Genomic DNA, 21,768 nt, shown 5'->3' with positions numbered 1-21,768 from the left:
AGCGACATCACGGTGGTCCTTCGGTCGAGAGGTGGTGGTGCGGGTGGCCGACGGCGCGTCAGCGCAGTCGGGCGCTGTTCGAGCGGTCGGCGATCGTCTTGCTCGTCGAGCGGACCTCGGCGACGTAGACCGTGCTGCGGCTGCGGTTGCGGTCACGGACGCTGAACTTCGCGACCCCCTTGCGGTCCAGCTTCTTGCTGGCCACGAGGCGCTGCTTGCCCTTGACGACCGAGTAGACCTGGACGCGGGCGCCGGGCGCCGCGGCACGGGTCGTGACCGTCAGGCGGTCCTTGCCGCGACCCGAGGCCGAGCCCTTGGTCCTGACCAGCTTGGCGCGGACGACCTTGCCGAACGCGACGCTGTTGCTGAGCTCGCGACGACGGTTGCCGTCGCTGATCTCGGCCGTGATCGTGGAGCGTCCGGGACGCGTGCCGATGAACGTGTACGTGGCCTCGCCGAGCGCGTTGGTCGTGCGGGTCGCGACGACGTCGCCGCGGACGTCGTCGGGGCCGTAGCGCAGGAAGCGCACCTGGAAGCCCTCGATCGGGTTGCCCTGCTGGTCGACCGCGCGGACGGTCTGCGTGACGGGCGTGCCCACGCGGACGGTGTCGGAGACCGACGAGCCCATCGAGTAGCGCGAGCCGTTGAACTGGATCTCGTACGTCGTCGAGCGCAGCGAGCCGCTGGCGGGGGTGCTGCCGATCGTCGTGGTGCCGCCGACGATCGTCGACGGGGCGTCGGCCCACGTGCCGGTGACGTCGACGAAGCCGGCGCGGTACAGCGTCAGCTCGATCGCGCCGAACGAGCCCAGGCCGGAGACCACGTCGTACGTGTTGACCGCACCGTCGCGGTCGGAGTCCACGTTGAGGCTGCCGGGGTAGGACAGCTCGAGCTCGGCGCCGTCGACGGGGTTGCCGAACTGGTCGAGCGCGAAGGCGTCGTAGAAGGTGCGGTTGCCGGCCAGCGTCGGGGCGACCGGTCCGTCCTGCACGCTGGCGGGCGCCAGCCGGACCGCGACCTGCCCGTTCAGCGGGTTCGCGGTGCTCCAGGCGGCGGCGGTGCCGGACGTCTTGGCGCCGGCGACCGTCACGGTCGAGTCGACCTTGGCGTCGTCGTCGAAGCCGGCGTCGCGGGCGATGCCGACCGAGAAGTCGACCGTGCCCTTGCTGTCGGTCGTGACCGTCAGCGTGGCGCCGTCGTCCTCGAGGTCGCCGGCTCGCGAGCCGTTCGGAGCCTTCGAGGTCGCCGGGGTGAAGAAGCCGTGGTCGAGGCTGAGCGTGACGAGCTGCTCGTCGTAGGCCTTGCCGTCGGCGTCCTGGACCGTCACGGTGCCGGACTGCGCGACGCCGGGCTTGCCCGTGGACAGGGCGGTCACGACGGCAGTGCTGCCCTCGCCGACCGTGAAGGTGCGCAGCGCCGTCGCCGCGACGCCGTCGCCGCCCGTGGCGGTCGCGGTGAGACCCGCGCTCAGCGTGTAGGTGCCGGCGCCGGCCTTGGGCAGGTCCACGTCGAACGAGCCCGCGGTGTCGGTGGCCTGCGTGGCGTCGCCCGAGGTCGGGAACCGCACCGCGGAGCCGCCGCCGAGCGGCGTGACCGACCACGAGTAGGTGAGGTCCTGCGCGTCGTCGACGTCGACGTCGCCCGCGGCGTCCTTGACCTGGACGGTGATGTCCTTCGCGTCGTACTCGCTCGGCTGGAAGGTGTCGCCGTCCACCGACAGCGCGGTCAACGTGTACGGCGCAGCGGCCGAGGCTGCGGTGAAGGGGAATGCGGTCGCGACGAGCGCGGCGGTGACGCCGAGCCCCAGCGAGCGGGTGAACGTGGCGGTCTTCATGGCCATCTCTTCCTGTCGCGGAAGGAGACCTCCCGATCGGATGCACCCGAACCGGGGACCTGCCAGACGGCGTGCGCGACGGATCAGCGCGACCGCGAGACACCGATCCCCTCGATGGTGCGCAGGAAGCGTAACCTCCGTTTTCGCCTCCAACGACTGAATTCTGAGAGATCGCGAAGAACGACCGAAAGACCATCCCAAAGGACTAGTCCGACTGATCCGGCTGACGTGCGAGGGCTGCCGCCGTAGGCTCGAGGGGTCGGGCTCGCCCCGCCTTTTCCACGGGGCGATACCGGTTCTTCCCAGAGGCCCTGCCCACCCCGCGGCGAGGGCCTCTCGGCCTGTCCGGACGTCGCGCTGCTCCCCCGAGGACGCCTGCGCGCGGCCGCGCGACGCATGGCCCGGCCTGCACTGACCCCGGAGGCGCGGACGCCTCGGAGCGTCCGCGTCAGAGGCTCCGCTTCAGACCCACGTGGCTGGTCTCGTAGCCGAGCCGCTCGTAGAACGTCCGGGCCCGCTCGCGCACCTCGTCGGTCGTGACCTGCGCCAGCGACGCACCCCTGGCACGTCCGTGCTCGTGGGCCCACCGGAGCATCGCCGCGCCGAGCCCGCGCGACCGCTCGCCGGCGGCGACCCGCAGGCCCTCGATCTGCAGCCGCGTCGTGCCCGATCGCAGCAGGCCCGGGATGATCGTCAGCTGCATCGTCGCCACCACGACGTCGGCCTCGTCCCGCACGACGGCGAGGTACTGCGACGTGTCGCGCGCGACGACGTCGAAGGCGGTCTCGTACCGGGCCTCCTCCGCGCCCTCACGGGCGCGACCCAGCTCGTCGTCGGCCAGCAGCGCGACGACGGCGGGAACGTCGGCCCGGACGGCCCGCTGCACCCGGAACCGTCGGTCGTCGACGTCGAGCCGGCTGCCCGCCGACGAGTGCGCCACGCCCCGCAGCCGCTCGACCAGCAGGTCGAGCCAGCCGCCGACGTGCGTGCGCGCCTCGTCGGTGTCGGGGTAGCGGCAGCGCAGGTGCAGGCCGCTCTCGTCGAGGATGAACCACAGCATGACGCCGTCGGTGCGGATCGCCGCTCCGATGTACTGCGCCTCGAGCCCCGCCGCGTCGACCCGCACCGGCAGGCGACGCAGGTCGAGCCACGAGATCGCGAACATGCCGGGGGCCTCGGGCATGCCGCCCCACGGCGCCAGGACGTCCTCGAGCGGCCACGAGCCGAGCTGCACGGCCTCCTTGACGGCCGCGGCGCAGGCACGCGGGTCGGCGTCGGCCGACTCGAGGACCGAGTTGGTGATGAACCAGCCGACCGAGTCGTGCCACGTCGACTCGTACCGGCTGTGCACCGGGAACACCGCCCGCAGCGACGTGCCCGCCAGCTCGCGGGTCACGTCCGTCATCGCCGACACCGCGAGGGCCAGGGTCGAGACGTTCTCGGCGCGGGCCTGCGCCGAGAACGCGGCACTGTCGTCGACGTCGAGCACGTCGCGCACCTCGACCCGCTCGGGCTGCGGCACCGGATCGCCGAGCGGCAGCGCGAAGCGCGGCATCGTCCCGCCGCTGCCGTCGATGATCTCGCGCCAGCGACGGTGCACGTCGTCCGGTGCGGCTGGGCGCTGCTGCAGGGCCGCGGAGTGCTCGGCGAAGGCGGGCGCCTCGGCCAGGGCGGGCGCGCGACCCGTTCGGACGTCCGCGAGCGCCGCGAGCAGGTCGCGGACGATCACGAGCATCGACCACATGTCGACGTGCGAGTGGTCGGCCGCGACGACGATCGTGGGGCCGGCGGCGGTCTCGAGCACGCTGAGCCGGTGCGACGGCGACGCGTACGGGGTGCAGGCGCTGTCGAGCTGGTCGCGCAGCGCGTCGTTGACCGACTGGCCTGCCGCGACGGGGTGCTCGACCCAGCCGCCCGCCGAGACCTCGACCTCGTGCAGCCGCGGCTCGCCGTCGTCCCCGGGCACGAAGGTCGAGCGCAGCGTGCCGTGGCGCGCGACCACCGCGAGCCAGGCCTCGGCCAGCGCGTCGCGCGGCACCGGCTCGCGCAGACGGAACGAGATCGCCATCCACGAGCCCGGACGGTCGCCCGCGCCGACGTGCCGGCGCTGGTCGAACGACACCGTGAGCGGTCGGCCCGGCTCGGACACCCTCACGTCGTACCCCATCAGTCGTCCGAAGGGGAGGCGCAGATGGGCGACGTTGGTCAGTCGCATGGCCGATACCCTAGCCGTCGTGAGCACCTTCGCGGTCCCGGGAGCCGACCTGGCCGTCGACCTCAGCGACGAGGGCGGTCACGCCGTCGTCCAGCTGCACGGGCTCACGTCGAGCCGCTCGCGCGACCGGCTGCTCGACCTCGACCTCGGGCGGGGGCTCAGCGGCACGCGGCTGCTGCGCTACGACGCTCGCGGGCACGGACGATCGACGGGCCGGCCCGAGCCCGACGACTACCGGTGGGACCACCTCGCCGACGACCTGCTGCGACTGCTCGACGCGTTCTTCCCCGACGAGCAGGTGCACGGGGTCGGGCCGTCGATGGGCACCGCGACGCTGCTGCACGCGGCCGTCCGCGAGCCCGAGCGGTTCAGCGGGTTGACCCTCCTCGTGCCACCCACCGCGTGGGCGACCCGCGCCGCGAAGGGCGACGACTACCGCGCCGCGGCCCTGCTGATCGAGGAGCAGGGCGTCGACGTGTTCGTCGAGGCCGGACGACTCGCGCCCGTCCCGCCCGCGACCGCGGGCCTGCCCGAGACCCGTCCCGACGTCGACATCGACCTGCTGCCGTCGCTGTTCCGCGGAGCCGCGGCGAGCGACCTGCCATCGGCCGAGGACATCGCGACCGTCGACGTCCCGACCTCGATCCTCGCGTGGGTCGACGACCCGGCGCATCCCCTCTCGACCGCGATGGCCCTGGTCGACCTGATGCCGTCGGCGACGCTCGCGGTCGCCGAGACCCGTGCCGACCTCGAGACGTGGCCCGCCCTGCTCGCCGCCGACGTCGCCCGGCACGGGTGACGTCGTGAAGCGGTGGGGGCGCAGGACCGGGGTGGGGGCCGACGCGGAGTTCACCTTCGACGGCACCCCCGATCAGCGGTTCCAGACCTGTGACGACTGCGGCGAGGAGCACGAGGGCCGGACGGGCTTCGTGCAGCTGGGCGGGAGGCCGCACGCGGTCTACTTCGCCGACTGGTACCCCCACACCTACGAGACGTACGTCGACGTCGTCATGGGGTCGTTCGCCGGGCCCGACCACGACGACAACGTGACGTTCGGCTGCCGGTACGGCCACGTCGACGGGCAGGCCGAGATCGCCGCGTCGCTCGTCCCGCCGCTCCGACACTCCGGGGCGATCATGGGCCGGGCCATCGACCGGGAAGCGGCGCTGCAGCACCCGCTGCTGCCTGACATGTGGCGCGTCACCGACTGGCTCGTCGAGAACGACGACCTGCTGCACCGCACGGTCTTCCACGCGCCACCACGTCCCGCGGCCGGCTGAAACGAGGATGGAGCCCGTGATGCGTTACGTCGACCACGAGCCCGGCGCGTGGTTCCTGGTCGAGCAGGACGACGTCCTCCTGCTCGACGCCCGCTACAGCTACAGCGCGCTGATCGACACCTCGGCGCTCATCAGGCTCGACGACTCCGAACGGGACGCGTACCGGGCCGGCGGTCACGCGTACCTCTCCGACCTCGCCCACCGCGTCCACCACAGCGGCCCCTACCGCGAGGAGTCGCCGTACTACTCGCGCGACCTCTACCGAAGCGCTGACAGCACCGCGCTGCGCGCCGCCGTCGGCGCCGCGATCGTCGACCACACGTGGATCGCCGAGCAGCACAGGACCGACTAGGGCGTCAGGCGGACGACCAGCGGACCGTCGGGTATCCGGGCCAGCGTGACGTCGTTCTCGTCCAGGACGAGCTCGGCCTCGACCGACTCGCCTGCTGGGACGTCGACCCGGTGGACCGCGAGACCCATCCTGTCGACGACGAAGGCCAGGTCGTGCTCGCCTGCCTCGACCCGGACCGAGGTCGACTCCCCCGCCCGCAGCTCGGCGACCAGGTGCGCGTCGACGTGCACGGCCAGGACCAGCCCGAACGCCCATCGGTTCGAGGGTCGACGCAGGCGCAGCTCACCGTGCCCGGCGTCCCGCCGCAAGGGTGGGGCCTCGCGGTGCTCCTGCGCCGCACGTCGCGATCGAACCGCCGCGACGGTGACCGCCACGACGAACACGCACCAGCCGGCCAGACCGGGCAGGGCGTCCAGCCAGTCACCGTCGAGCAGGTCCGCCCCGACCCACGCGGTGATGAGCAGCGCCCAGCTCGCCAGGCCCGCGTTCGACACGTACCGGTACGCCCTCGGCCAGGGCCGGCCGCCGCCGGGCGGGTCGTCGCGTCGACGCACGTTCTCGACGAGGGCGCAACCCCAGCTCGTCGCCGCCACCGCGAGCATCGCGGCCAACCACCAGTAGCCGTTGACGACGTTCAGCACCGCTCCCGCCGCGATCAGCGCGACGCCGACGGCCCACGCCGTCCCGAAGAACCATCGCTGACGTGTGCCGGCTCTCGCGAGGGCTCGCCCACGCGCTGGTGCGATCCTCACCGCGACCGAGCCACGGACCGACCACATCGCAGCGGCCGCGAAGAGGCCCTGCCAGAGCAGGGTCGCGCTGCTCCCGGACTCGTACGGCATGTCGCTCCTCGGCGGCGGTGGGGTCAGCTCGGCTTGACGCAGTCGGCCAGGTCGAAGCCGAGCTCGGTGCTCTCGACCTTGTCTCCCCAGCTCAGCCAATCGGCGTCGGCGGGCGACTCGAGGTCGAACTGGGATGCGGTGAACTGGCCGACGGGTCCCAGGAGCTTCCCCTCCGCGTCCAGCGCGAAGTAGACGGGTCCGTCGAATCCGCCGATGCCCCCCGACGTGTCCTCGCCGCCGAGGACCACCGAGACCTGCAGAGCGACGAGCTGGTCGGCACCGAACTCGCGATCCTTCTCGGGCAGCTTCGCGACACTGGCGTCGAGCGGCTCCAGACGTTCGATCAGCACACCGGGGCTTCCATCGGCCAGGGTCGGACGGAAGTCGGTCCGCGCGCCCGCCATGATCTGCTTGACCACCGCCGGGTCGGCCGCGTCGCACGATCCCGCGCCGGCGTCACCCTCGCTGCTCGCGTCGCACGCTGCACCGATCGCCACGATCACGGCGCCGATCCCGCACGCCAGAGTTTGCCTCAGCATCGCGCGATCGTAACAGCGTGTTTCGCACAACAACCCTCGACCGCGGGCGTCGTCTGGCCGATGAACTGACGCCGACGCGGCCGACCCGCGGCTCCTCACGCCGGCCGCAGAGCCGCGGCGAGGTCACGATGAGTCCGCTCGACGGCGTCGAGCGTCATCGATCCGTCAGCCGCGAGGAGAGGGTAGAGCTTCCGCGGCCAGAGGACCGAGACCCCGCGCGTGGTGAACGAACCGCCGATGAGCGGCCAGTCGGCCTCGACGAAGCAGAGCACCGCGTGCACGGCGACGTCGTCCCCGATGGCTTCTCTCACGACGTCGACCTGCTTCAGCACCCCGTCGACGAGCTTGGTGCAGTCACGAGAACCGACGACCAGCTTCTCGACCCGGGGCCTCAGCACGCCGCCCTCGACTCTCAGCCGCGGACGACCGGCGTACTTCTTCGCATCGATGACGTAGATCCCGGTCGGTGTCACGGCGAGGTGGTCGATGTTGGCCCGAGACCCAGGGACACGGCGGTCGTGCAGCACCCGCAGACGGTCGGACGCCAGCTCGTTCAGCCGATTGCCGAGGCGCTCCTCCCCCAGGGCACCGGTGTTCCAGGCGGCGGTCGACTGAGGCTCGTCCGACACCGCGAGCAGGAAGCCGCCGATCCTCGGGTACCTGGCACGCAGCCGTCGCTCGCGGCCATCTCGTCGACGCTCGAACTCGCGGCGTGCCGATGCGCCGGGCGTCCCGACGTCGAGGGGCCCATCAACGGCAGGGACGTCGTGCCTCTCGTCGTGCGCGAGGCAGCGAACCGTCCTGGTGGACCGCTCGTAGACCGCCGGGGTCCTGGCCGGGATGTCGATCCCGCACACCCGGCAGGTGCCGGCGAACCGCAGGAGCATGCGCTTCTCGTCCGCCGGCGGTGGGTCGCTCATGGACCATGACCGTAGACGCGGACGGGCTCACGAGGTGATCGCGTGGCCCACCTCGAGCCGCGCGGCCCTCAGGAGGATCTTGAACGAGAAGAACTCGAGGAGGAACGTCTGCGCCCCGTCCCAGGTCAGCTCGCACAGCTCGTTGTGGGGCTGCCCGGGTTCGTGGTCCTTGTCGGTCGTCCAGTCGGAGATGACGGCGTCGACGAACCGCAGCCTCGCGGGTCGCGAGCTCGGTGGGACGGGCTCGATGTCCAGGGTGAGCGTCGGGAGGGGCACCAACGAGTAGTCGAACGACTCGACGAGGGCGTGGCGCGTGTACGGCACGCCTCCGTCGCTCAGTCTCAGGTCGGTCAGGTCGCCGCTCTCGGCCGCTTCGGCGACCGACGCGTCATCCGCACCGTCGACCTGCGTCCGGGGCAGCGTGAGGGTCGGCCAGTCCTCGATCGATCCACCGACCGGGTACGGCGTGAGGATCGGGTACCCGATGACACCCTGCTCGCTGATCTCGAACCGCAGCGGTCGGACGTACGGGGGCGAGGTCTTGCGGCGGGGTCTCGACATGACGTGGCCACTCTCTGAAGATCGAGGACCGACCCTCTGGTCGGTCGCGCACTCAGGCGAGGCAACCGACCAGACTGCCACGCCTCGCGCGAAGCTTCAACACGTCCGAGAAGCAGGAGCCTCTCGCGTCGCGCGACGCAGCACCGTCCTCACGGGCCGGCGCGGTCCCGGAGCCACCCGGGACCGCGCTCCCGCGTCGTTCAGAGGTCGAGCGGTCGCAGCACGCGGTTGATGCCGTGCGCGATCTGCCGGTTGCCCTTGTTGATGTCGCTCGAGGACGCGATGACGCGCGGATCGCGGTCGTTCGGGTCGTCGTCGCGCAGGTGGACGGCACCGCGTCGCACCGCGACGCGCAGGTCGGCATCGGTCAGGGCCGTCGCCAGGGTGGCGCCGTTCGCCTTCTGCGCCTGCCGGTAGGTGATCGTCGCGCCCGGCACGACGTGGTAGAGCAGCACGGCCTCGAGCGTGTCGACGTCGGCCACCCCGGCCAGCACCCTGAACACGGACTTCTCCTTGCTCAGCTTGCGGCCCGTCAGGTCGAGCACCAGTCGGCGGAACGCGACGTCCTTCGGCAGGAAGGCGGTCAGCGCCGTCCTGCCGTCGGCGAGGACCGCGACCGGGCTGCCCGGCTTGGCCGCGAGCACCGTCGTCACGGCCTTGTCGAGGATGTCGTAGTCGGACCAGTTGCGGTCGTAGCCGGCGCCGTCGGCGGCCAGCACGCCGGCGAGGCTGTCGGTGCCCCGAGGCGTGTGGCTCGCGGCACCGGCGGGGCCGGCCGGGCTGACCAGCGTCAGTGCCAGACCTGCGGCGACGGCTGTGCTGAGGGTGCGGATCTTCATGGGTTCTTCCTTCCGGGGGGTGAGGTGCTCGGGGTCAGATCGACCCCGAGTCGTACGAGGCGCGAAGGACGGACGTGACGGAGTGGGCGGGGTCGCCGTTGTCCTCCTGGAGACTGATGTCGACGGCGCTGTAGCTCGCCACGAGGTCGTCGGGCAGCGTGAACGTGGAGGCGTCCCCGACGCCGATCTGCCCGAGCGGCAGCATCTTGTTGGTGGTGGGGTCCAGCAGCCACGCGTAGTAGAAGCGGCCGCCGTCCACGACCGGCAGACGGTCGGCCTCGATCGTCATGCGGGTCGTCGACGCGGTGTCGTGCGCCATCAGGACGACGCCGGTGGCCGACCCGGCGAACGGTTCGAGCCTCGCCGTCGCGATCGGCGCTCCCCCGGCGTCCGGTCCGGCGTCGGAGCCGATCGTGGCGACACCTGCGGCGACACCCACCACGAGCGCCGCGGCGACGGCCAGCAGGACGCGTCTGCGTGGTCGGCGACGGCGCGACAGATCGGTCGGCAGCGGAGGGAGAGGCGCGGGATCCGGCACCGCGGGCCCGAGCCGCCGGGACGCCGACGTCAGCAGCGAGTGCCCCACCGCGAGGTCCGCGAGCTCCTCGAGGCACGGCGCGCAGTCGTCGAGGTGCTCGGAGGCGCGGACGACCGCGGCGTTCGTGAGCTCCCCGCGCAGCAGCCCGCCGAGGTCGATGGAGTGGTCGGCCGAGGTCATGATGCTCCCGCGTAGGTGTCGACGGCGCGGATCAAGGCGCTGAGTCGGTGGGTGCCGCGCGAGGCGCGGGCCTTGACCGTCCCCTGGGGGACGTCGAGCCGGTCGGCGATCTCGCGGTGGGTCAGGCCGCTGAAGTAGACCAGCTCGAGCACGATCCGCTCGTGCTCGGGCAGCCGGTTCATCGCGACCCGCACCTCGGCCGCGTCGGCGTGACGCTCGGCCGTCTCCCGTCCGTCCTCGCCGACGAGGTCACGGGCCAGGTCGACGTCGACGATGTCGTGCCGCCTGGCGCGCAGCGTGTCGACCGCACGCCGGTGGGCGATCATGAACAGCCACGTGCTGAGTCGCTGCGAGGTGTCGTACCGCCCGGCGCACAGCCAGACGTCGAGCATCGTCCGCTGGAGCACGTCGTCCGCCTCGTCGGGCCCGACGAACCGGCTCAGGTACGAGCGGAGGCTGGACCCGTACGCCGCGTACACGTCCGCCAAGGCCCCCTCGTCCTGCTGGGCGAGGCGGATGCCGAGGGCGGCGCCGGGATCCATACCATGTGGTTCGTGCACCACCCTCGGATGGTTGCATGATTTCGGCGCTGCCGGCCGCGGGGACGTTCCCGGACGCGCGGGTCAGCCGTCAGACATCGACTCAGACGTTGAAGCGGAATGAACTTTCCGCTTAACAGAAAGTGTTGAAAACAGAGAGAAAAAGCCTCTACCCGCGGAAACGTGATTTCCAGATCGTTGGTCTCCAATGATCGAAACCGGCTTTGACAGGCTGTTTTCGGGCCTCTTGCGGACTGTTTGCGGACCGCTGCGGACCGTTCAATGAGCCTCTGCGGGACATCGGACGCTACGCCTCGGCCCCAGGAAGAGGGGGTCGCCCGGCATCAACGAGCCCGACGACTGTCGCCTTCTGGACACTGCTAAGTTCGGTCAGGGCCAAGACAGCACTCCTATGAGCGAGACGGGCGGGCCGGAGCGAACACTTTCGAGAAATCCAGACAGCTCCGCGCACTCGTTCGACATAAATCTCGTCCCACGCGCGATTCCATGGCACATCTCCACCCGTTGGACGACTGTAGAGGGCAGGATGGCTAGGTAGCGGCCTCAGATGGACGCCTCCCGCTAACGTGCACCCATAGCACCAGAACTCGGTTCCGGCCGAGAAGGACTGACTTGGAATCGAAGGGTGACGGTGACCGCAGAGATTTCCGAGGAGCTAGTGGTGAAGTCGCGGAATCGCGTGAGGGTCTACGGGGAAGTCTTCACGCCGCGCCACATGGTTGACCAGATGCTCGACTTGGTGCGAAACGAGTTGGAGGTGGGACCTGACTTCGTCGACAAGACGTTCCTTGAACCCGCCGCGGGAGATGGCAATTTCCTCGTTGCGATTTTGCATCGCAAGCTGCGGGCATTGGCAGCCCACTACCCGCAGGAGGCCTGGCCAACTGAGTCTCTATTTGCGCTCGCCTCGATCTACGGGATCGAGCTGCTCGAGGACAACCACGCGGCCGCCCACGTTGCCATGCTTGAAGAGTTCAGGAATTTCCACTCAGGCCACGGCCTTCCTTCTGACTTGAGCACCGACCTGATGCGCGCCGCCGCCGTCTTGGTAGAGGCGAACGTGGTTCGCGGCAATATGCTCAGCGGCTACTTGGTCGATGGGAACGGGCTCGGGGCCAGTCAGGAGCTCATCACCTTCTCATGGTGGCACCGCGTGGACGGCAAACCCGGTTTTGTTCAGCGCGAGACGTTTTCCCTTGAGTCGCTCCGCAAGCAGGCGAAGGGTCATGAGGATCTCTTCGACCTGTTTGACCTCGGCCAGAAGAACCCGTTCTCGCCATGCCCGATCGACCAAGTGCACAGAGAGGTTCCGCGCTGATGGGCAGTCCCAAGATCGAGACCTTCCGCGAGGTTGTCCCGTACATCTATTCGTGGAAAACACCTGACATTCCCAAGTACGACGGTTGGGAGAAGATCGGATACACCGAGCAGGACTCGGACACCCGGATCGCTCAACAAGCTAGCCAACTCAACGTCAAGAAGATCAAAGTCTGGGCGTATCGAGCGACGTTCATGACCGAGGACGGCGGAGCATTTCGCGACAGCGACTTCCACGCGTTCCTCAAGCAGCAAGGGATAAAACGCGAGTACGACCCTGTGAGTTCCCCGCACCGTACCGAGTGGCATGAGTTTGCAAGTGCACCCAAATTGTCGCAAGAGTATTTCTTCGAGTTCGCCTCGAAGTCGTTCGTCACACCGCCTGGCGAGTCCCAGGACGACTACAAGCTCCGCCCTGAGCAGCAAGCAGCAGTCGCGCAGGCTGTGACTGCTCTCAAAGCTGGTGAGGGTGAGGTCCTCTGGAACGCCAAGCCTCGGTTCGGAAAAACGCTGACGACCTACCAGCTCCTGCGGGATATGGACGTTCGCAGGGCGCTCATCGTGACGAACCGGCCGGCGATCGCCAACTCTTGGTACGACGACTACCAGCGGTTCATCGGTCATCAGACGACCTACCAGTTTGTCTCCGAGTCCTCGTCCCTGTCCGAGCGTTCCCCAATGACGCGCGAGCAATGGCGTGCTTACGTCGCGCAGAACGTCGACGGCGGCCCGCGCATCATCGAGTTTGTGTCGCTGCAGGACATCAAAGGGTCGCAGTACTTCGGTGGCAGCTACGCCAAGCTCAAGCACATCGCTGAGATGGAATGGGACCTGCTCATCATCGACGAGGCCCACGAGGGCATCGACACAACGAAGACCGACATCGCGTTCGACCAGATCAAGCGCAGCCACACCCTTCACTTGTCGGGCACACCCTTCAAGGCGCTGGCGTCTGGCCGCTTCACCGAGGACCAGATTTTCAACTGGACCTACGAGGACGAGCAGACCGCCCGCGACCAGTGGTCGGACGACTCGCAGGACAACCCGTACGCCACATTGCCGACGCTCAACCTGCTGACCTACCAGCTGTCTCGCATGGTCGCCGACCGCCTCGCTGAGGGTGTGGCTCTAGAGGAGGACGAGGCAAACGTCGACTATACGTTCGACTTGGCCGAGTTTTTCCGAACGAAGGACAACGGCTTTTTCGAGCATGAGGCCGAGGTCTCCAAGTTTCTCGACACCCTGACGACCAACGAGAAGTACCCGTTCTCCACGCGCGAGCTCCGTGACGAGATCCGCCACTCGTTCTGGCTCCTCAACCGCGTCTCCTCTGCCAAAGCCCTCGAACGGTTGCTGAAGAAGCACGACGTCTTCAAGGACTACACGATCATCTTGGCCGCCGGCGACGGTCGCTCCGCCAACGACGAGTCTCTCGACGAGACAAGCAACGACGCCAGCACCGCCAAGTCCCTGGACAGGGTCAAGGAGGCGATCAAGAGGACGGAGGCCGTCGGAGGCAAGACGATCACACTCTCGGTCGGCCAGCTCACTACAGGCGTCACGGTCCCCGAGTGGACCGCGGTCATCATGCTTTCCAACATCTCCTCGCCGGCGCTCTACACGCAGGCGGCATTCCGCGCACAAAACCCTCACACATTTGTCCGCAGCGACAACGCCGTCCTTCAGAAGAAGAACGCCTACATCTTCGACTTCGCCCCGGAACGCACACTGACCATCTTCGACGAGTTCGCCAACAACCTCGCCCTACACCCGCCCGTAGACAGCAGCGAGCGCCAGGACAACATTCGGCGGCTGCTGAACTTCTTCCCCGTTCTCGGCGAGGACTCTGAGGGACGAATGATCGAGCTCGACGCCGCTCAGGTGCTCACGTTCCCGCGGGTTTTCAAAGCACGAGAGGTCGTCCGACGCGGCTTCCTCTCAAACCTGCTCTTCGCGAACGTGGGTGCCATCTTCCGGTACAGCGAGCACGTTAAGAACATCCTCGACAAGCTGCCCACAGCCAAGCAGGGCAAGGTTCGCACTGGGCAGGCCCTAGACCTCCCTCACCCGCCGCCAATCACCGATAGCGACGGCAACGTCAAGGTCGATGCCGACACCGTCATCAACCCGAAGGTCGCCGAGCTCGGCAAGCCGATATGGTCGGCCGAGTCGTTCCCACCCGTCGATCCCAATACACCCGCCAGTACAGCGGCGGCAAGAATCGCCGAGGCCGTCACCTCGGAGACGAGCACCAAGCGCACCGAACTCCAGGAGTCCTACGGGCTCACAGCGGCACAGGTCGCGCGCGACACCAAAACGACCGAGGCCAAGGTGAAGGCCGAGGTCGAGCGCGCCTACGCCGAGCACACCATTGCCCAGCAGCACCTCGAGGACGAGGCCGCTGAGGCGGCCACCGAGGCCGAAGCGCAAGCAGTCGAGATCAAACGCGTTGAGGCCGAGTCGTCCTTCCAGGCGAACATTTTGGACATCGTCCAGGAGACGATGAACAAGATCGTCCCGGAGGTGGTGACCCGCGAGGAGACCAAGAAGGTCCAGAAGCAGGCCGACAAGTCGATGGACGACGCGCGGAGCCACCTCCGCGGATTCGCCCGCACCATCCCGATGTTCCTCATGGCGTACGGCCACCGGGACATGCGTCTCGGCAACTTCGACGACTACACCCCGGACGACGTGTTCGAGGAGATCACCGGCATCAGCGAGGCAGAGTTCCGCACCCTGCGCGACGGTCAAACAGTCACCGAAGATGACGGCACCGTCACCACGATCCCCGGTCTGTTCGACGAGGACGTGTTCAATCAGGCCATCCAAGAGTTCCTCACCAAGAAGGAAGACCTCGCCGACTACTTCAACCCAGCTCTCACCGAGGACATCTTCGCCTACGTCCCGCAGCAGAAGACCTCCCTGGTCTTCACCCCGAAGGCAGTCGTCATGAGGATGGTCGACACGCTCGAGTTAGAAAACCCAGGCATCTTCAGCGACCCGACAAAGACTTTCGCCGACCCATTCTCAACAGCCGGACTCTTCGTCATGGAGTTCGTCCGCCGGCTCGACACAGGCCTCGCCGAAACGATCCCCGACCAGGACGAACGCCTGCGCCACATCCTCACCTCGCAGATCTACGAGATGAGCCACAACGAAATTCTGCACCGCATCACTATCGAAGGCGTCTCAGGCGGCGTCGAAGAACGCAAGACCTGGATTGAGGGCTCCGGGCACTTCCGGGTCGGCAATCTCGCCTACATGACATCCGAAGAACGCGCCAAGATCACCGCCGAAATGCTTGGAGACGACTGACATGACCAAGAAGTTCGATGTTGTTGTCGGTAACCCTCCGTACCAGGAAGAGACGGAGGGCGGCGGACGTTTCGCCACGCCCGTCTACAACCTATTCATGGACGCGGCCTACGAGGTCGCGGAGAAGGCTGTACTCATCACTCCAGCGCGCTTCTTGTTCAATGCCGGCCAAACGCCGAAGGCATGGAACGCGAAGATGCTCGCTGACCCGCACCTCAGTGTTCCGCACTACGTCCCGAACAGTGACGATCTCTTCCCGGGCACGGAAATTATGGGCGGAGTTGCCGTGACCTACCGCGACGAGTCGCGAGAAGGGGAACCGATCGGGGTGTTCTCCATGTTCGCAGAACTGAACGCAATTCATCACAAGGTTGTCGAAGCACCCCACGAGTCCATTGCGTCGCTCGAGTTCACGAGTTCGCGGTCCTACCGGTATACCGAGCGCATGCACGAAGAGAATCCCGAAGTCGAAGCTCAGTTACCTAACTCCGAACGATACAAGTTGGTGACGAGTGCGTTCACGCTGCCGGTGTTCCATGCAGAGCGACCCGATGATGGGCGCGAGTACGCACGGATGTATGGGTTGGCCGACACCAAGCGCGTCTACCGTTGGGTCCGCCGGGACTATATCGAAGGGCCTGAGAGCCTCGACAAGTACAAGGTCGCCGTCCCTGCATCTCGAAACGCAGGCGGGATGCTAGGTAACAAACCCGCCCTTGTCACCGGATACTCGCTCCTCCTGGAACCGGGGGTAGGCGTAACTCAGACCTTCATCAGCATCGGCTCCTTCGACACAAGGGCCGAAGGCGAAGCGTGCCTCAAATACATCCAGTCGAAGTTCGCGCGAGTGATTCTCGGCATCCTTAAGGTCACGCAGCACAACCCGCGCAGCACATGGAAGTACGTCCCGAAACAGGACTTCACGTCCGCCTCGGACATCGACTGGACCAAGTCGCTCCCCGAGATCGATGCCCAGCTCTATGCCAAGTACGGTCTCGACCCTGAAGAAATCGCTTTCATCGACGCCCACGTCAAGCCGATGGACTGACAGCCGAGACTGAGCGGATCTTCGTCGGCATCATGTGATGAACAGTTAGTTTGTGCGGAAGGTGTTCGAGCCGGCAACGCTATCGTTAGAACCCAGGGCGCCCGGACCGAGCCGCCCGCGTGAGTCCCCAACGCAAGCTCACCCTAGGGTTCGGTTCAGATTTCCCAGAGGGCCACGCCATCCCTGTGTCAGCCTGGTCGAAACGGCTCGCCTACGAGCGAGGAATACGTCGGGAGCGTTGCCAACTCATACGCCATCCTTTGGATGTCGAGTGGTCGCGTGCGAGCCCGCTAGCCCCGACTAAACGCGAGCTAGAGCATTCCTGTCCCGTCAAGTCTGCGCGTTCCGTACACAAACCACATGACCGATAGTTTCCTGATTCGGAAACTATCGGTCATGGATTTCCTTTCCGTCGCTGAGGCTGCCGATCGCATCGGTGTGTCCCAACGCCGGGTGCGAAACCTCGCCGGCGACGGCAGCATCGCGCTGGTCGCCCGCGGCGTCATCGAAGCCGATTCGGTGTCGACCTTCCTGCGGCGCCGTGGAACGGTCCAGCGACGGGTGTGGGACGAAAAGACTGCGTGGGCCGCGGTCAGCTTGCTCGCCGATACTGACGCCTCATGGCTTGGAGCATCACAGGCATCCCGGCTCAAGAAGCAAATCCGGACCATCAACTCCACCGAACTGGTGTCTCGAGTTCGGAATCGAGCCACCCATCATGAGTTCGACGGGCACCGTCCTGTTGCTGGCCGGGTCGCTGACGAACTCGTGCGCGGATCCGGATCGGTCGGCAACTCCACCATCGCGCAGGGCATCGACGGCTACCTCCGAGGTGACCTACTGGACGACCTGGTCTCCTGCTTCCACCTGCGAGCCAGCCGAGGAACGATCTCCGTCCGCTGCACCGATCACCTCGACAAGGTCAAGACGATCGCAGACCACGACCCGGACCTACTGGCGGCCGTCGATCCCGCCACGTCTGCGGACGCTCGCGAGCGCGAAGCAGCGCTGACTCTGAGCACCACGCGAATCAGCACGCTCTGAGCACCAAGACCAGCCGCGACTGACACTTCCAATCACCGCCAACAACAACCAGGCAACGACTGAGATTTCAGTCCAAATCGACCTTCTCGAACCCTTCAAATCAGTCGGCACGCATTTTACGAAGGATGTAGATGGGTCGCCCGAGGACGGGCGGCCCACGATGCGTTTTCAGGCCGATTGTTGGTTGTCGTGGGTGGTGATGAGTCGTGCATGGCGGTGTGAAGGTCTACCGAGGAAGCCCTGGTGCTGCCCGCAGCTACGTCGAAGCCGACCGGGCGCGTGTCGACGACTACTACCTGGCCGAGGGCACCGGCCTGGCCGAACGGATGGTCGCCACACCTGACGGGGTCGAGGCCGTCGGAGCACTCGACGGCGACGGTTACGAAGCGTGGGTCGCCGGCCTGGACCCGGTAACAAGCGAGCCCCGCGGCCGGTTACGTCATGACGCCTCAGCGGTGCGGTTCGTCGAGGTGGTCGTCAACGGGCCGAAGACCTGGTCGCTCGCGGCGACGCTCGACCCCGACATCGCCGACGCCTACGACGCCGCGCAGGCTCGAGCCGCACGCGAGACCACCGCCTGGCTGGCTGAGCACGCCACCACGCGGGTCGGGCCGCGCGGAGGACAGGTTCAAGTTCCGGTCGAACGGATCGAAGCCGCTCTCATCCGCCACTACACGTCACGAGCCGGCGATCCACATCGACACCTTCACCTGCAGATCAACGCTCGCGTATGGGCGGCTGGCCGGTGGCGGGGCCTCCACACGGTCGGTGTCCGCGACATGATCGATGCCGTCAATGGCATCGGTCACGCAGCCGTGATGTGCGACCCGGAGTTCCGCCAAGCACTGGCCGACAAAGGCTTCACCCTCGACCCTCAGTCCGGCGAGTTGAACGAACTATCGGGTTACATCGGATCGTTCTCGGCACGCGCCCGGCAGATCGAGAGGAACGTCGAACGCTACGAATCCGACTGGCGCAGGGACCACCCGCAGCAGGAACCGGGACCAGAGCTGCTCCGCACCTGGGACCGGCGGGCGTGGTCCGAGGCCCGACCGGACAAGGTGATCCCCGCCGACGGCACGGTCTTGACCGACCGTTGGATCGAGGGCCTGCGCGAGCTCGGATTCCAGTCCCCCACCACGGCGGTAACACGTCCGGTTACACGCGCAGGGGCCCTCGACCGCGAGGCAGTGGTCAGTAGGGTGCTGTCCCGGCTGGGCGCGAAGCGGTCGGCGTGGAACGCCGCCGACATCCGCGGCCAGGTCGAGATCTTCATCGCGGCGACTGGTCTGATCGCCGACCCGTCGGTGCGGACCGAGCTGGCCGAGGATCTGACCGCACGAGCGGAAACGGCCTGCGTCCTGCTCGTCGACGGCGATGGGATGCCGGAGCACATCCGGGCTCTGACGTCCCGTGAGGTGCTCGAGGTCGAGGCCGACCTCACCGCCTCGTTCGCCACCCGCGCCTCCTTGGGCGGCGTTGCACAACCCGTCACCGGCGTCGCCCTCGACGAGACGCAGCTACAGGCCGTGGGCGCACTGGTCGGCGTGCACCGGTTGGTCGTCGTCGAAGGTGCCGCCGGAGCGGGCAAGACGGCCACCTTGGCCGGCGCCAGGTCTGTGCTGGAGCAGCTCGGGCACCGGATGATCGTCGTCACTCCCACGCTGAAGGCCGCCCAGGTCGCGCAGAGCGAGATCGGCACTCGCGCTTACTCCGCCGCCTGGCTCGCCCACCAGTACGGCTTCTCCTGGAACGAGGACGGTCAGTGGACCCGCGAACCCGCGGACCCCTCCCCCGAAGCCCGCCTGCGTCATGGCGATCTGCTCCTGGTCGATGAGGCCGGGATGCTCGACCAAGACACCGCACGAGCCCTGACGATCATCGCCGACACCACCGGCGCTCGGCTCGCGCTCGTCGGCGACCGTCACCAGCTTCCCGCGGTCGGACGAGGTGGCGTGCTCGACCTCGCCGCACGCTGGGCCGGACCAGACTCGAGCGTCACGCTGGACACCGTCCACCGCTTCACCGACCCCGACTATGCAGCCCTCAGCCTTGCCATGCGCTCAGGTGAGCAGCCTGAGGCAGTGTTCGACCAGCTCGTGCAACGCGGCCAGATCGTCCTCTACCCCGACGAGTCCGCACGCGCCGCTTCGCTCGCCGACGACGCCGCGACGTCCGGCGCGCTCGTCGTGGCAGACACCCGCCAGCAGGTGGCTGATCTCAATCAGGCTGTCCGCGAGCGACTCGTCACGGCCGGTCAGGTGGACGACCGCAGGGTTCTCATAACCACCGATGGCGACCGGATCGGGGTCGGCGACCGCGTGGCCACTCGGCGTAACGCCGCGGAGTTCGGCGTGGCCAACCGCGACACCTGGACCGTCACCGCGCTGTCCAATGACGGCACGATGCGCCTGGCCGGGAAAGCAGGTACCTGCGAGGTCCCCACCCGCTACGCCCGCTACGACGTCGAGCTCGCCTACGCGTCCACCGTCTACGGGGCCCAAGGCGACACCACTCCCGCCGCCCACCTGCTGCTCGGCGAACACACCGGCGCTGCCTCGGCCTACGTCGCCATGACCCGTGGTCGCGACGCGAACACCGCCCACCTCGTCGCCCAGGACCTTGCCGACGCTCGTCAGCAATGGATCCTCACATTCGCCCGCGACCGTGCCGACCTCGGTCCGGCACACGCCGCCTTGCTCGCCGCCGAAGAGGCTGCGAAGTACGACCCGTACGTCGAGCCGAGTCGGCGCGTCCAGCGCGCCCGCCCCGAAACGACCGGTGTCCGGCGACCTGAGCCCGATCGCCCCTGGTCCCAACCCCCAAGACAAGGCATGGGCATCGGCTTCTGATGCGAGACTCAGCCGGAGTCCGGGCCGAGCGTGTCCTTAGCTTTCACAACGAGGCTTGTCAGCGACACGCGCCAAGCCGGCAGATCGACCGACAACGTGCCCCACGTCAGTCCGCGATTGATCTGGTCGTACTGGTGGATGATGAAATTGCGGTTGGCGACTGCGAGCGCCCACTCCACCCCATCCGGCGCGAGCACGTTGAGGCGCGAAAGACGATTCGCGGCCTCGCCGAGCTTCATCATCAGCGAGTCCCCCGCCTCCTGAAGCAGGGCGTCGGAAAGGTAGGCGTCCTTCCCACGATCGACGATCTCGGCGGAACGGGCGAGCCAGCCCTCGATATGCAGCAGCTCTTTGGCCGCTCTACGGTCCATCACAACAGCACCGCATCACGTCTGATGTCGTCATCTAAAGTCGGTGCGAGGCCGCCATACGAGATCAGATCGATGTCTCGACCGAGAACCTTCTCAAGCAACTGCTTGAACCGGATGAACTGAAACGACGACGTTCCCGATGGCGCTTCCACGATGAGGTCTATATCGGAGTCCTGGCGCGCCTCGCCACGCGCAACTGACCCAAAGACCGCCAGCCGCTTGTAGCCATGGTCGGCCGCCAATTCCTTCAACACTGGCGTCGCCGCGGCCAGCAGCGTCTCTGGATGTATCGGGTCCAGCCCCGGTGCGTGCCTCAACTGCTGACTGACCGCTGGCTGCGAGATCCCCAGAGCATCAGCGATCTGGCGTTGGCTCACTCCGGTCGCAACCATTGCACGCAACGCCATGACTCGACGCAGTCGCGACACGTCCTCGTCGCGCCGAGCATCGAGATACTCAGCCAGCAGCGTCATAAGCCAACCTTATCACCGCCCGTCCGGTTCTCGCGAGACCACCAACCGGTCAAGCGTCTCCTCAAATGACGCTCTGCAACCGCTTCAGCCAAACTTTTTCAAGTTTGTGGACGGGCGCCCTCTGACCTGCGCAAACACCTCCCCGACGCCCCCGCCCGTCCTAGGACGGGCGGGGGTAGGACGGGCGGAAAGTGGTGCGGACGGGCGCGCACAATCGAAGAGAACCATCCGTGATCACCCGGTGACTCGGCAGCGCACCCGGTGAAAAGAAGCGAAGGACGACGGCTCGCCCGGGCCACGAGGACAAGGAGGGACACCTGCCAAACCCGAACGTTCCCCACAAGCCCTACCGGGGGTGACCACTGGGGCACCGTGACCGGGCCACTGTGGTCATCCCCTACCGCACCCAATCGACTCGAACCAAGGAGAACCTCCATGAGCACCGCACCTACCTCGCACACCGAACTCCCCCACGCCGACGACGAGCTGATGTCGATCGCGGAAGTGGCCGAGCTCGTCCGCGTCCCCGAAGGGACGGTGCGCTACTGGCGTCACCTCGGCCAAGGACCACGCGGATTCCGGATCGGCCGATCCGTCCGCTTCTGGCGCACCGAGGTTGTGCGCTGGCTCGACGAACAGTCCCGTCGTCCACAGAACGGTGACTGAGCGGTGCGCCCACCGCTGATCC

The 21,768-nt window shown here is 67.4% G+C and carries 20 protein-coding genes; 9 read left to right on the top strand and 11 right to left on the bottom strand.

What is annotated here, in order from left to right; translation table 11 throughout:
* Positions 1–58: 58 nt before the first annotated feature.
* Positions 59–1,834: an Ig-like domain-containing protein gene (locus ASD10_RS15515; protein WP_157432681.1), complete on the bottom strand. Its 1,776-nt coding sequence runs from the start codon at positions 1,832–1,834 to the stop codon at positions 59–61.
* A gap of 448 nt (positions 1,835–2,282) precedes the next feature.
* A complete protein-coding gene (locus ASD10_RS15510; protein WP_056610983.1) occupies positions 2,283–4,049 on the bottom strand; it encodes a GNAT family N-acetyltransferase in 1,767 nt (588 codons plus the stop codon).
* A gap of 19 nt (positions 4,050–4,068) precedes the next feature.
* On the opposite strand from ASD10_RS15510, the gene ASD10_RS15505 reads away from it, so the two are divergent.
* Genes ASD10_RS15505 through ASD10_RS15495 form a run of 3 tightly spaced genes read left to right on the top strand, consistent with a single transcriptional unit; the run spans position 4,069 to position 5,681 of the window.
* Positions 4,069–4,848 (top strand): alpha/beta fold hydrolase, encoded by a 780-nt coding sequence (locus ASD10_RS15505; protein ID WP_056610980.1) that lies wholly within the window; start codon positions 4,069–4,071, stop codon positions 4,846–4,848.
* A gap of 4 nt (positions 4,849–4,852) precedes the next feature.
* Positions 4,853–5,329, top strand: coding sequence for a hypothetical protein (locus tag ASD10_RS15500; RefSeq protein WP_157432680.1), 477 nt, complete (start codon positions 4,853–4,855; stop codon positions 5,327–5,329).
* Between the two features lie 16 nt (positions 5,330–5,345).
* Complete coding sequence (locus ASD10_RS15495; RefSeq protein WP_157432679.1) at positions 5,346–5,681, top strand: hypothetical protein; 336 nt, start codon at positions 5,346–5,348, stop codon at positions 5,679–5,681.
* Here the strand turns inward: ASD10_RS15495 and ASD10_RS15490 are convergent.
* The 7 genes from ASD10_RS15490 to ASD10_RS15460 form a co-directional block, all read right to left on the bottom strand.
* On the bottom strand, positions 5,678–6,523 hold the full coding sequence (locus ASD10_RS15490; protein WP_056610971.1) for a hypothetical protein: 846 nt from the start codon (positions 6,521–6,523) through the stop codon (positions 5,678–5,680). The two genes, ASD10_RS15495 and ASD10_RS15490, sit on opposite strands and share 4 nt — an antisense overlap.
* A 23-nt stretch (positions 6,524–6,546) precedes the next feature.
* Positions 6,547–7,062, bottom strand: coding sequence for a hypothetical protein (locus tag ASD10_RS15485; RefSeq protein WP_157432678.1), 516 nt, complete (start codon positions 7,060–7,062; stop codon positions 6,547–6,549).
* A gap of 95 nt (positions 7,063–7,157) precedes the next feature.
* Positions 7,158–7,982, bottom strand: coding sequence for a nuclease-related domain-containing protein (locus ASD10_RS15480; RefSeq protein WP_200938334.1), 825 nt, complete (start codon positions 7,980–7,982; stop codon positions 7,158–7,160).
* 27 nt (positions 7,983–8,009) lie between these two features.
* The gene (locus ASD10_RS15475; protein WP_056610962.1) at positions 8,010–8,543 is read right to left on the bottom strand and encodes a hypothetical protein; all 534 of its coding nucleotides are present in this window, start codon (positions 8,541–8,543) and stop codon (positions 8,010–8,012) included.
* A gap of 200 nt (positions 8,544–8,743) precedes the next feature.
* Positions 8,744–9,382, bottom strand: a complete 639-nt coding sequence (locus tag ASD10_RS15470; RefSeq protein WP_056610958.1) for a fasciclin domain-containing protein — start codon at positions 9,380–9,382, stop codon at positions 8,744–8,746.
* A 34-nt stretch (positions 9,383–9,416) separates the two neighbouring features.
* Positions 9,417–10,100, bottom strand: a complete 684-nt coding sequence (locus tag ASD10_RS15465; protein ID WP_056610955.1) for an anti-sigma factor — start codon at positions 10,098–10,100, stop codon at positions 9,417–9,419.
* A complete protein-coding gene (locus ASD10_RS15460) occupies positions 10,097–10,642 on the bottom strand; it encodes an RNA polymerase sigma factor (RefSeq protein WP_056610952.1) in 546 nt (181 codons plus the stop codon). The genes ASD10_RS15465 and ASD10_RS15460 overlap by 4 nt, the downstream gene beginning before the upstream one ends.
* Before the next feature lie 643 nt (positions 10,643–11,285).
* Here ASD10_RS15460 and ASD10_RS15455 point away from each other — a divergent pair.
* The 5 genes from ASD10_RS15455 to mobF all read left to right on the top strand — a co-directional run bounded on the left by ASD10_RS15455 (position 11,286) and on the right by mobF (position 20,236).
* The gene (locus ASD10_RS15455) at positions 11,286–11,978 is read left to right on the top strand and encodes a hypothetical protein (RefSeq protein ID WP_056610948.1); all 693 of its coding nucleotides are present in this window, start codon (positions 11,286–11,288) and stop codon (positions 11,976–11,978) included.
* Positions 11,978–15,292: a DEAD/DEAH box helicase gene (locus tag ASD10_RS15450; RefSeq protein ID WP_056610945.1), complete on the top strand. Its 3,315-nt coding sequence runs from the start codon at positions 11,978–11,980 to the stop codon at positions 15,290–15,292. Before ASD10_RS15455 ends, ASD10_RS15450 begins: the two co-directional genes overlap by 1 nt.
* 1 nt (position 15,293) lies before the next feature.
* Entirely contained in the window at positions 15,294–16,340 is a 1,047-nt protein-coding gene (locus tag ASD10_RS15445; RefSeq protein WP_056610943.1) for an Eco57I restriction-modification methylase domain-containing protein, read from the top strand.
* A gap of 360 nt (positions 16,341–16,700) precedes the next feature.
* The gene (locus tag ASD10_RS15440) at positions 16,701–17,384 is read left to right on the top strand and encodes a hypothetical protein (RefSeq protein WP_157432677.1); all 684 of its coding nucleotides are present in this window, start codon (positions 16,701–16,703) and stop codon (positions 17,382–17,384) included.
* A 218-nt stretch (positions 17,385–17,602) separates the two neighbouring features.
* Complete coding sequence (gene mobF, locus ASD10_RS15435) at positions 17,603–20,236, top strand: MobF family relaxase (RefSeq protein WP_056610936.1); 2,634 nt, start codon at positions 17,603–17,605, stop codon at positions 20,234–20,236.
* Positions 20,237–20,244: 8 nt separating this feature from the next.
* Here mobF and ASD10_RS15430 read toward each other — a convergent pair whose 3' ends face one another.
* Positions 20,245–20,607, bottom strand: coding sequence for a DUF86 domain-containing protein (locus ASD10_RS15430; RefSeq protein WP_157432676.1), 363 nt, complete (start codon positions 20,605–20,607; stop codon positions 20,245–20,247).
* Positions 20,607–21,080: a nucleotidyltransferase domain-containing protein gene (locus tag ASD10_RS18460; protein WP_082556334.1), complete on the bottom strand. Its 474-nt coding sequence runs from the start codon at positions 21,078–21,080 to the stop codon at positions 20,607–20,609. Before ASD10_RS18460 ends, ASD10_RS15430 begins: the two co-directional genes overlap by 1 nt.
* 435 nt (positions 21,081–21,515) lie before the next feature.
* Between ASD10_RS18460 and ASD10_RS15420 the strand changes: the two genes are divergently transcribed.
* Positions 21,516–21,746: an AlpA family transcriptional regulator gene (locus tag ASD10_RS15420; protein ID WP_056610930.1), complete on the top strand. Its 231-nt coding sequence runs from the start codon at positions 21,516–21,518 to the stop codon at positions 21,744–21,746.
* Positions 21,747–21,768 lie beyond the last annotated feature (22 nt).

The organism is Aeromicrobium sp. Root472D3, from assembly GCF_001426485.1.
GTDB lineage: Bacteria > Actinomycetota > Actinomycetes > Propionibacteriales > Nocardioidaceae > Aeromicrobium.
Note: the sequence above shows the minus strand (reverse complement) of the source record. Positions and strands in the feature narration are given on the sequence as shown.

Coding starts and splice junctions, on each gene's coding strand:
- ASD10_RS15475 (WP_056610962.1), bottom strand. CDS start 8,543: ATGTCGAGACCCCGCCGCAAGACCTCGCCCCCGTACGTCCGACCGCTG.
- ASD10_RS15515 (WP_157432681.1), bottom strand. CDS start 1,834: ATGAAGACCGCCACGTTCACCCGCTCGCTGGGGCTCGGCGTCACCGCC.
- ASD10_RS18460 (WP_082556334.1), bottom strand. CDS start 21,080: ATGACGCTGCTGGCTGAGTATCTCGATGCTCGGCGCGACGAGGACGTG.
- ASD10_RS15430 (WP_157432676.1), bottom strand. CDS start 20,607: ATGGACCGTAGAGCGGCCAAAGAGCTGCTGCATATCGAGGGCTGGCTC.
- ASD10_RS15420 (WP_056610930.1), top strand. CDS start 21,516: ATGAGCACCGCACCTACCTCGCACACCGAACTCCCCCACGCCGACGAC.
- ASD10_RS15465 (WP_056610955.1), bottom strand. CDS start 10,100: ATGACCTCGGCCGACCACTCCATCGACCTCGGCGGGCTGCTGCGCGGG.
- ASD10_RS15460 (WP_056610952.1), bottom strand. CDS start 10,642: ATGGATCCCGGCGCCGCCCTCGGCATCCGCCTCGCCCAGCAGGACGAG.
- ASD10_RS15480 (WP_200938334.1), bottom strand. CDS start 7,982: ATGAGCGACCCACCGCCGGCGGACGAGAAGCGCATGCTCCTGCGGTTC.
- ASD10_RS15510 (WP_056610983.1), bottom strand. CDS start 4,049: ATGCGACTGACCAACGTCGCCCATCTGCGCCTCCCCTTCGGACGACTG.
- ASD10_RS15440 (WP_157432677.1), top strand. CDS start 16,701: ATGACCGATAGTTTCCTGATTCGGAAACTATCGGTCATGGATTTCCTT.
- ASD10_RS15490 (WP_056610971.1), bottom strand. CDS start 6,523: ATGCCGTACGAGTCCGGGAGCAGCGCGACCCTGCTCTGGCAGGGCCTC.
- ASD10_RS15445 (WP_056610943.1), top strand. CDS start 15,294: ATGACCAAGAAGTTCGATGTTGTTGTCGGTAACCCTCCGTACCAGGAA.
- ASD10_RS15450 (WP_056610945.1), top strand. CDS start 11,978: ATGGGCAGTCCCAAGATCGAGACCTTCCGCGAGGTTGTCCCGTACATC.
- ASD10_RS15470 (WP_056610958.1), bottom strand. CDS start 9,382: ATGAAGATCCGCACCCTCAGCACAGCCGTCGCCGCAGGTCTGGCACTG.
- ASD10_RS15485 (WP_157432678.1), bottom strand. CDS start 7,062: ATGCTGAGGCAAACTCTGGCGTGCGGGATCGGCGCCGTGATCGTGGCG.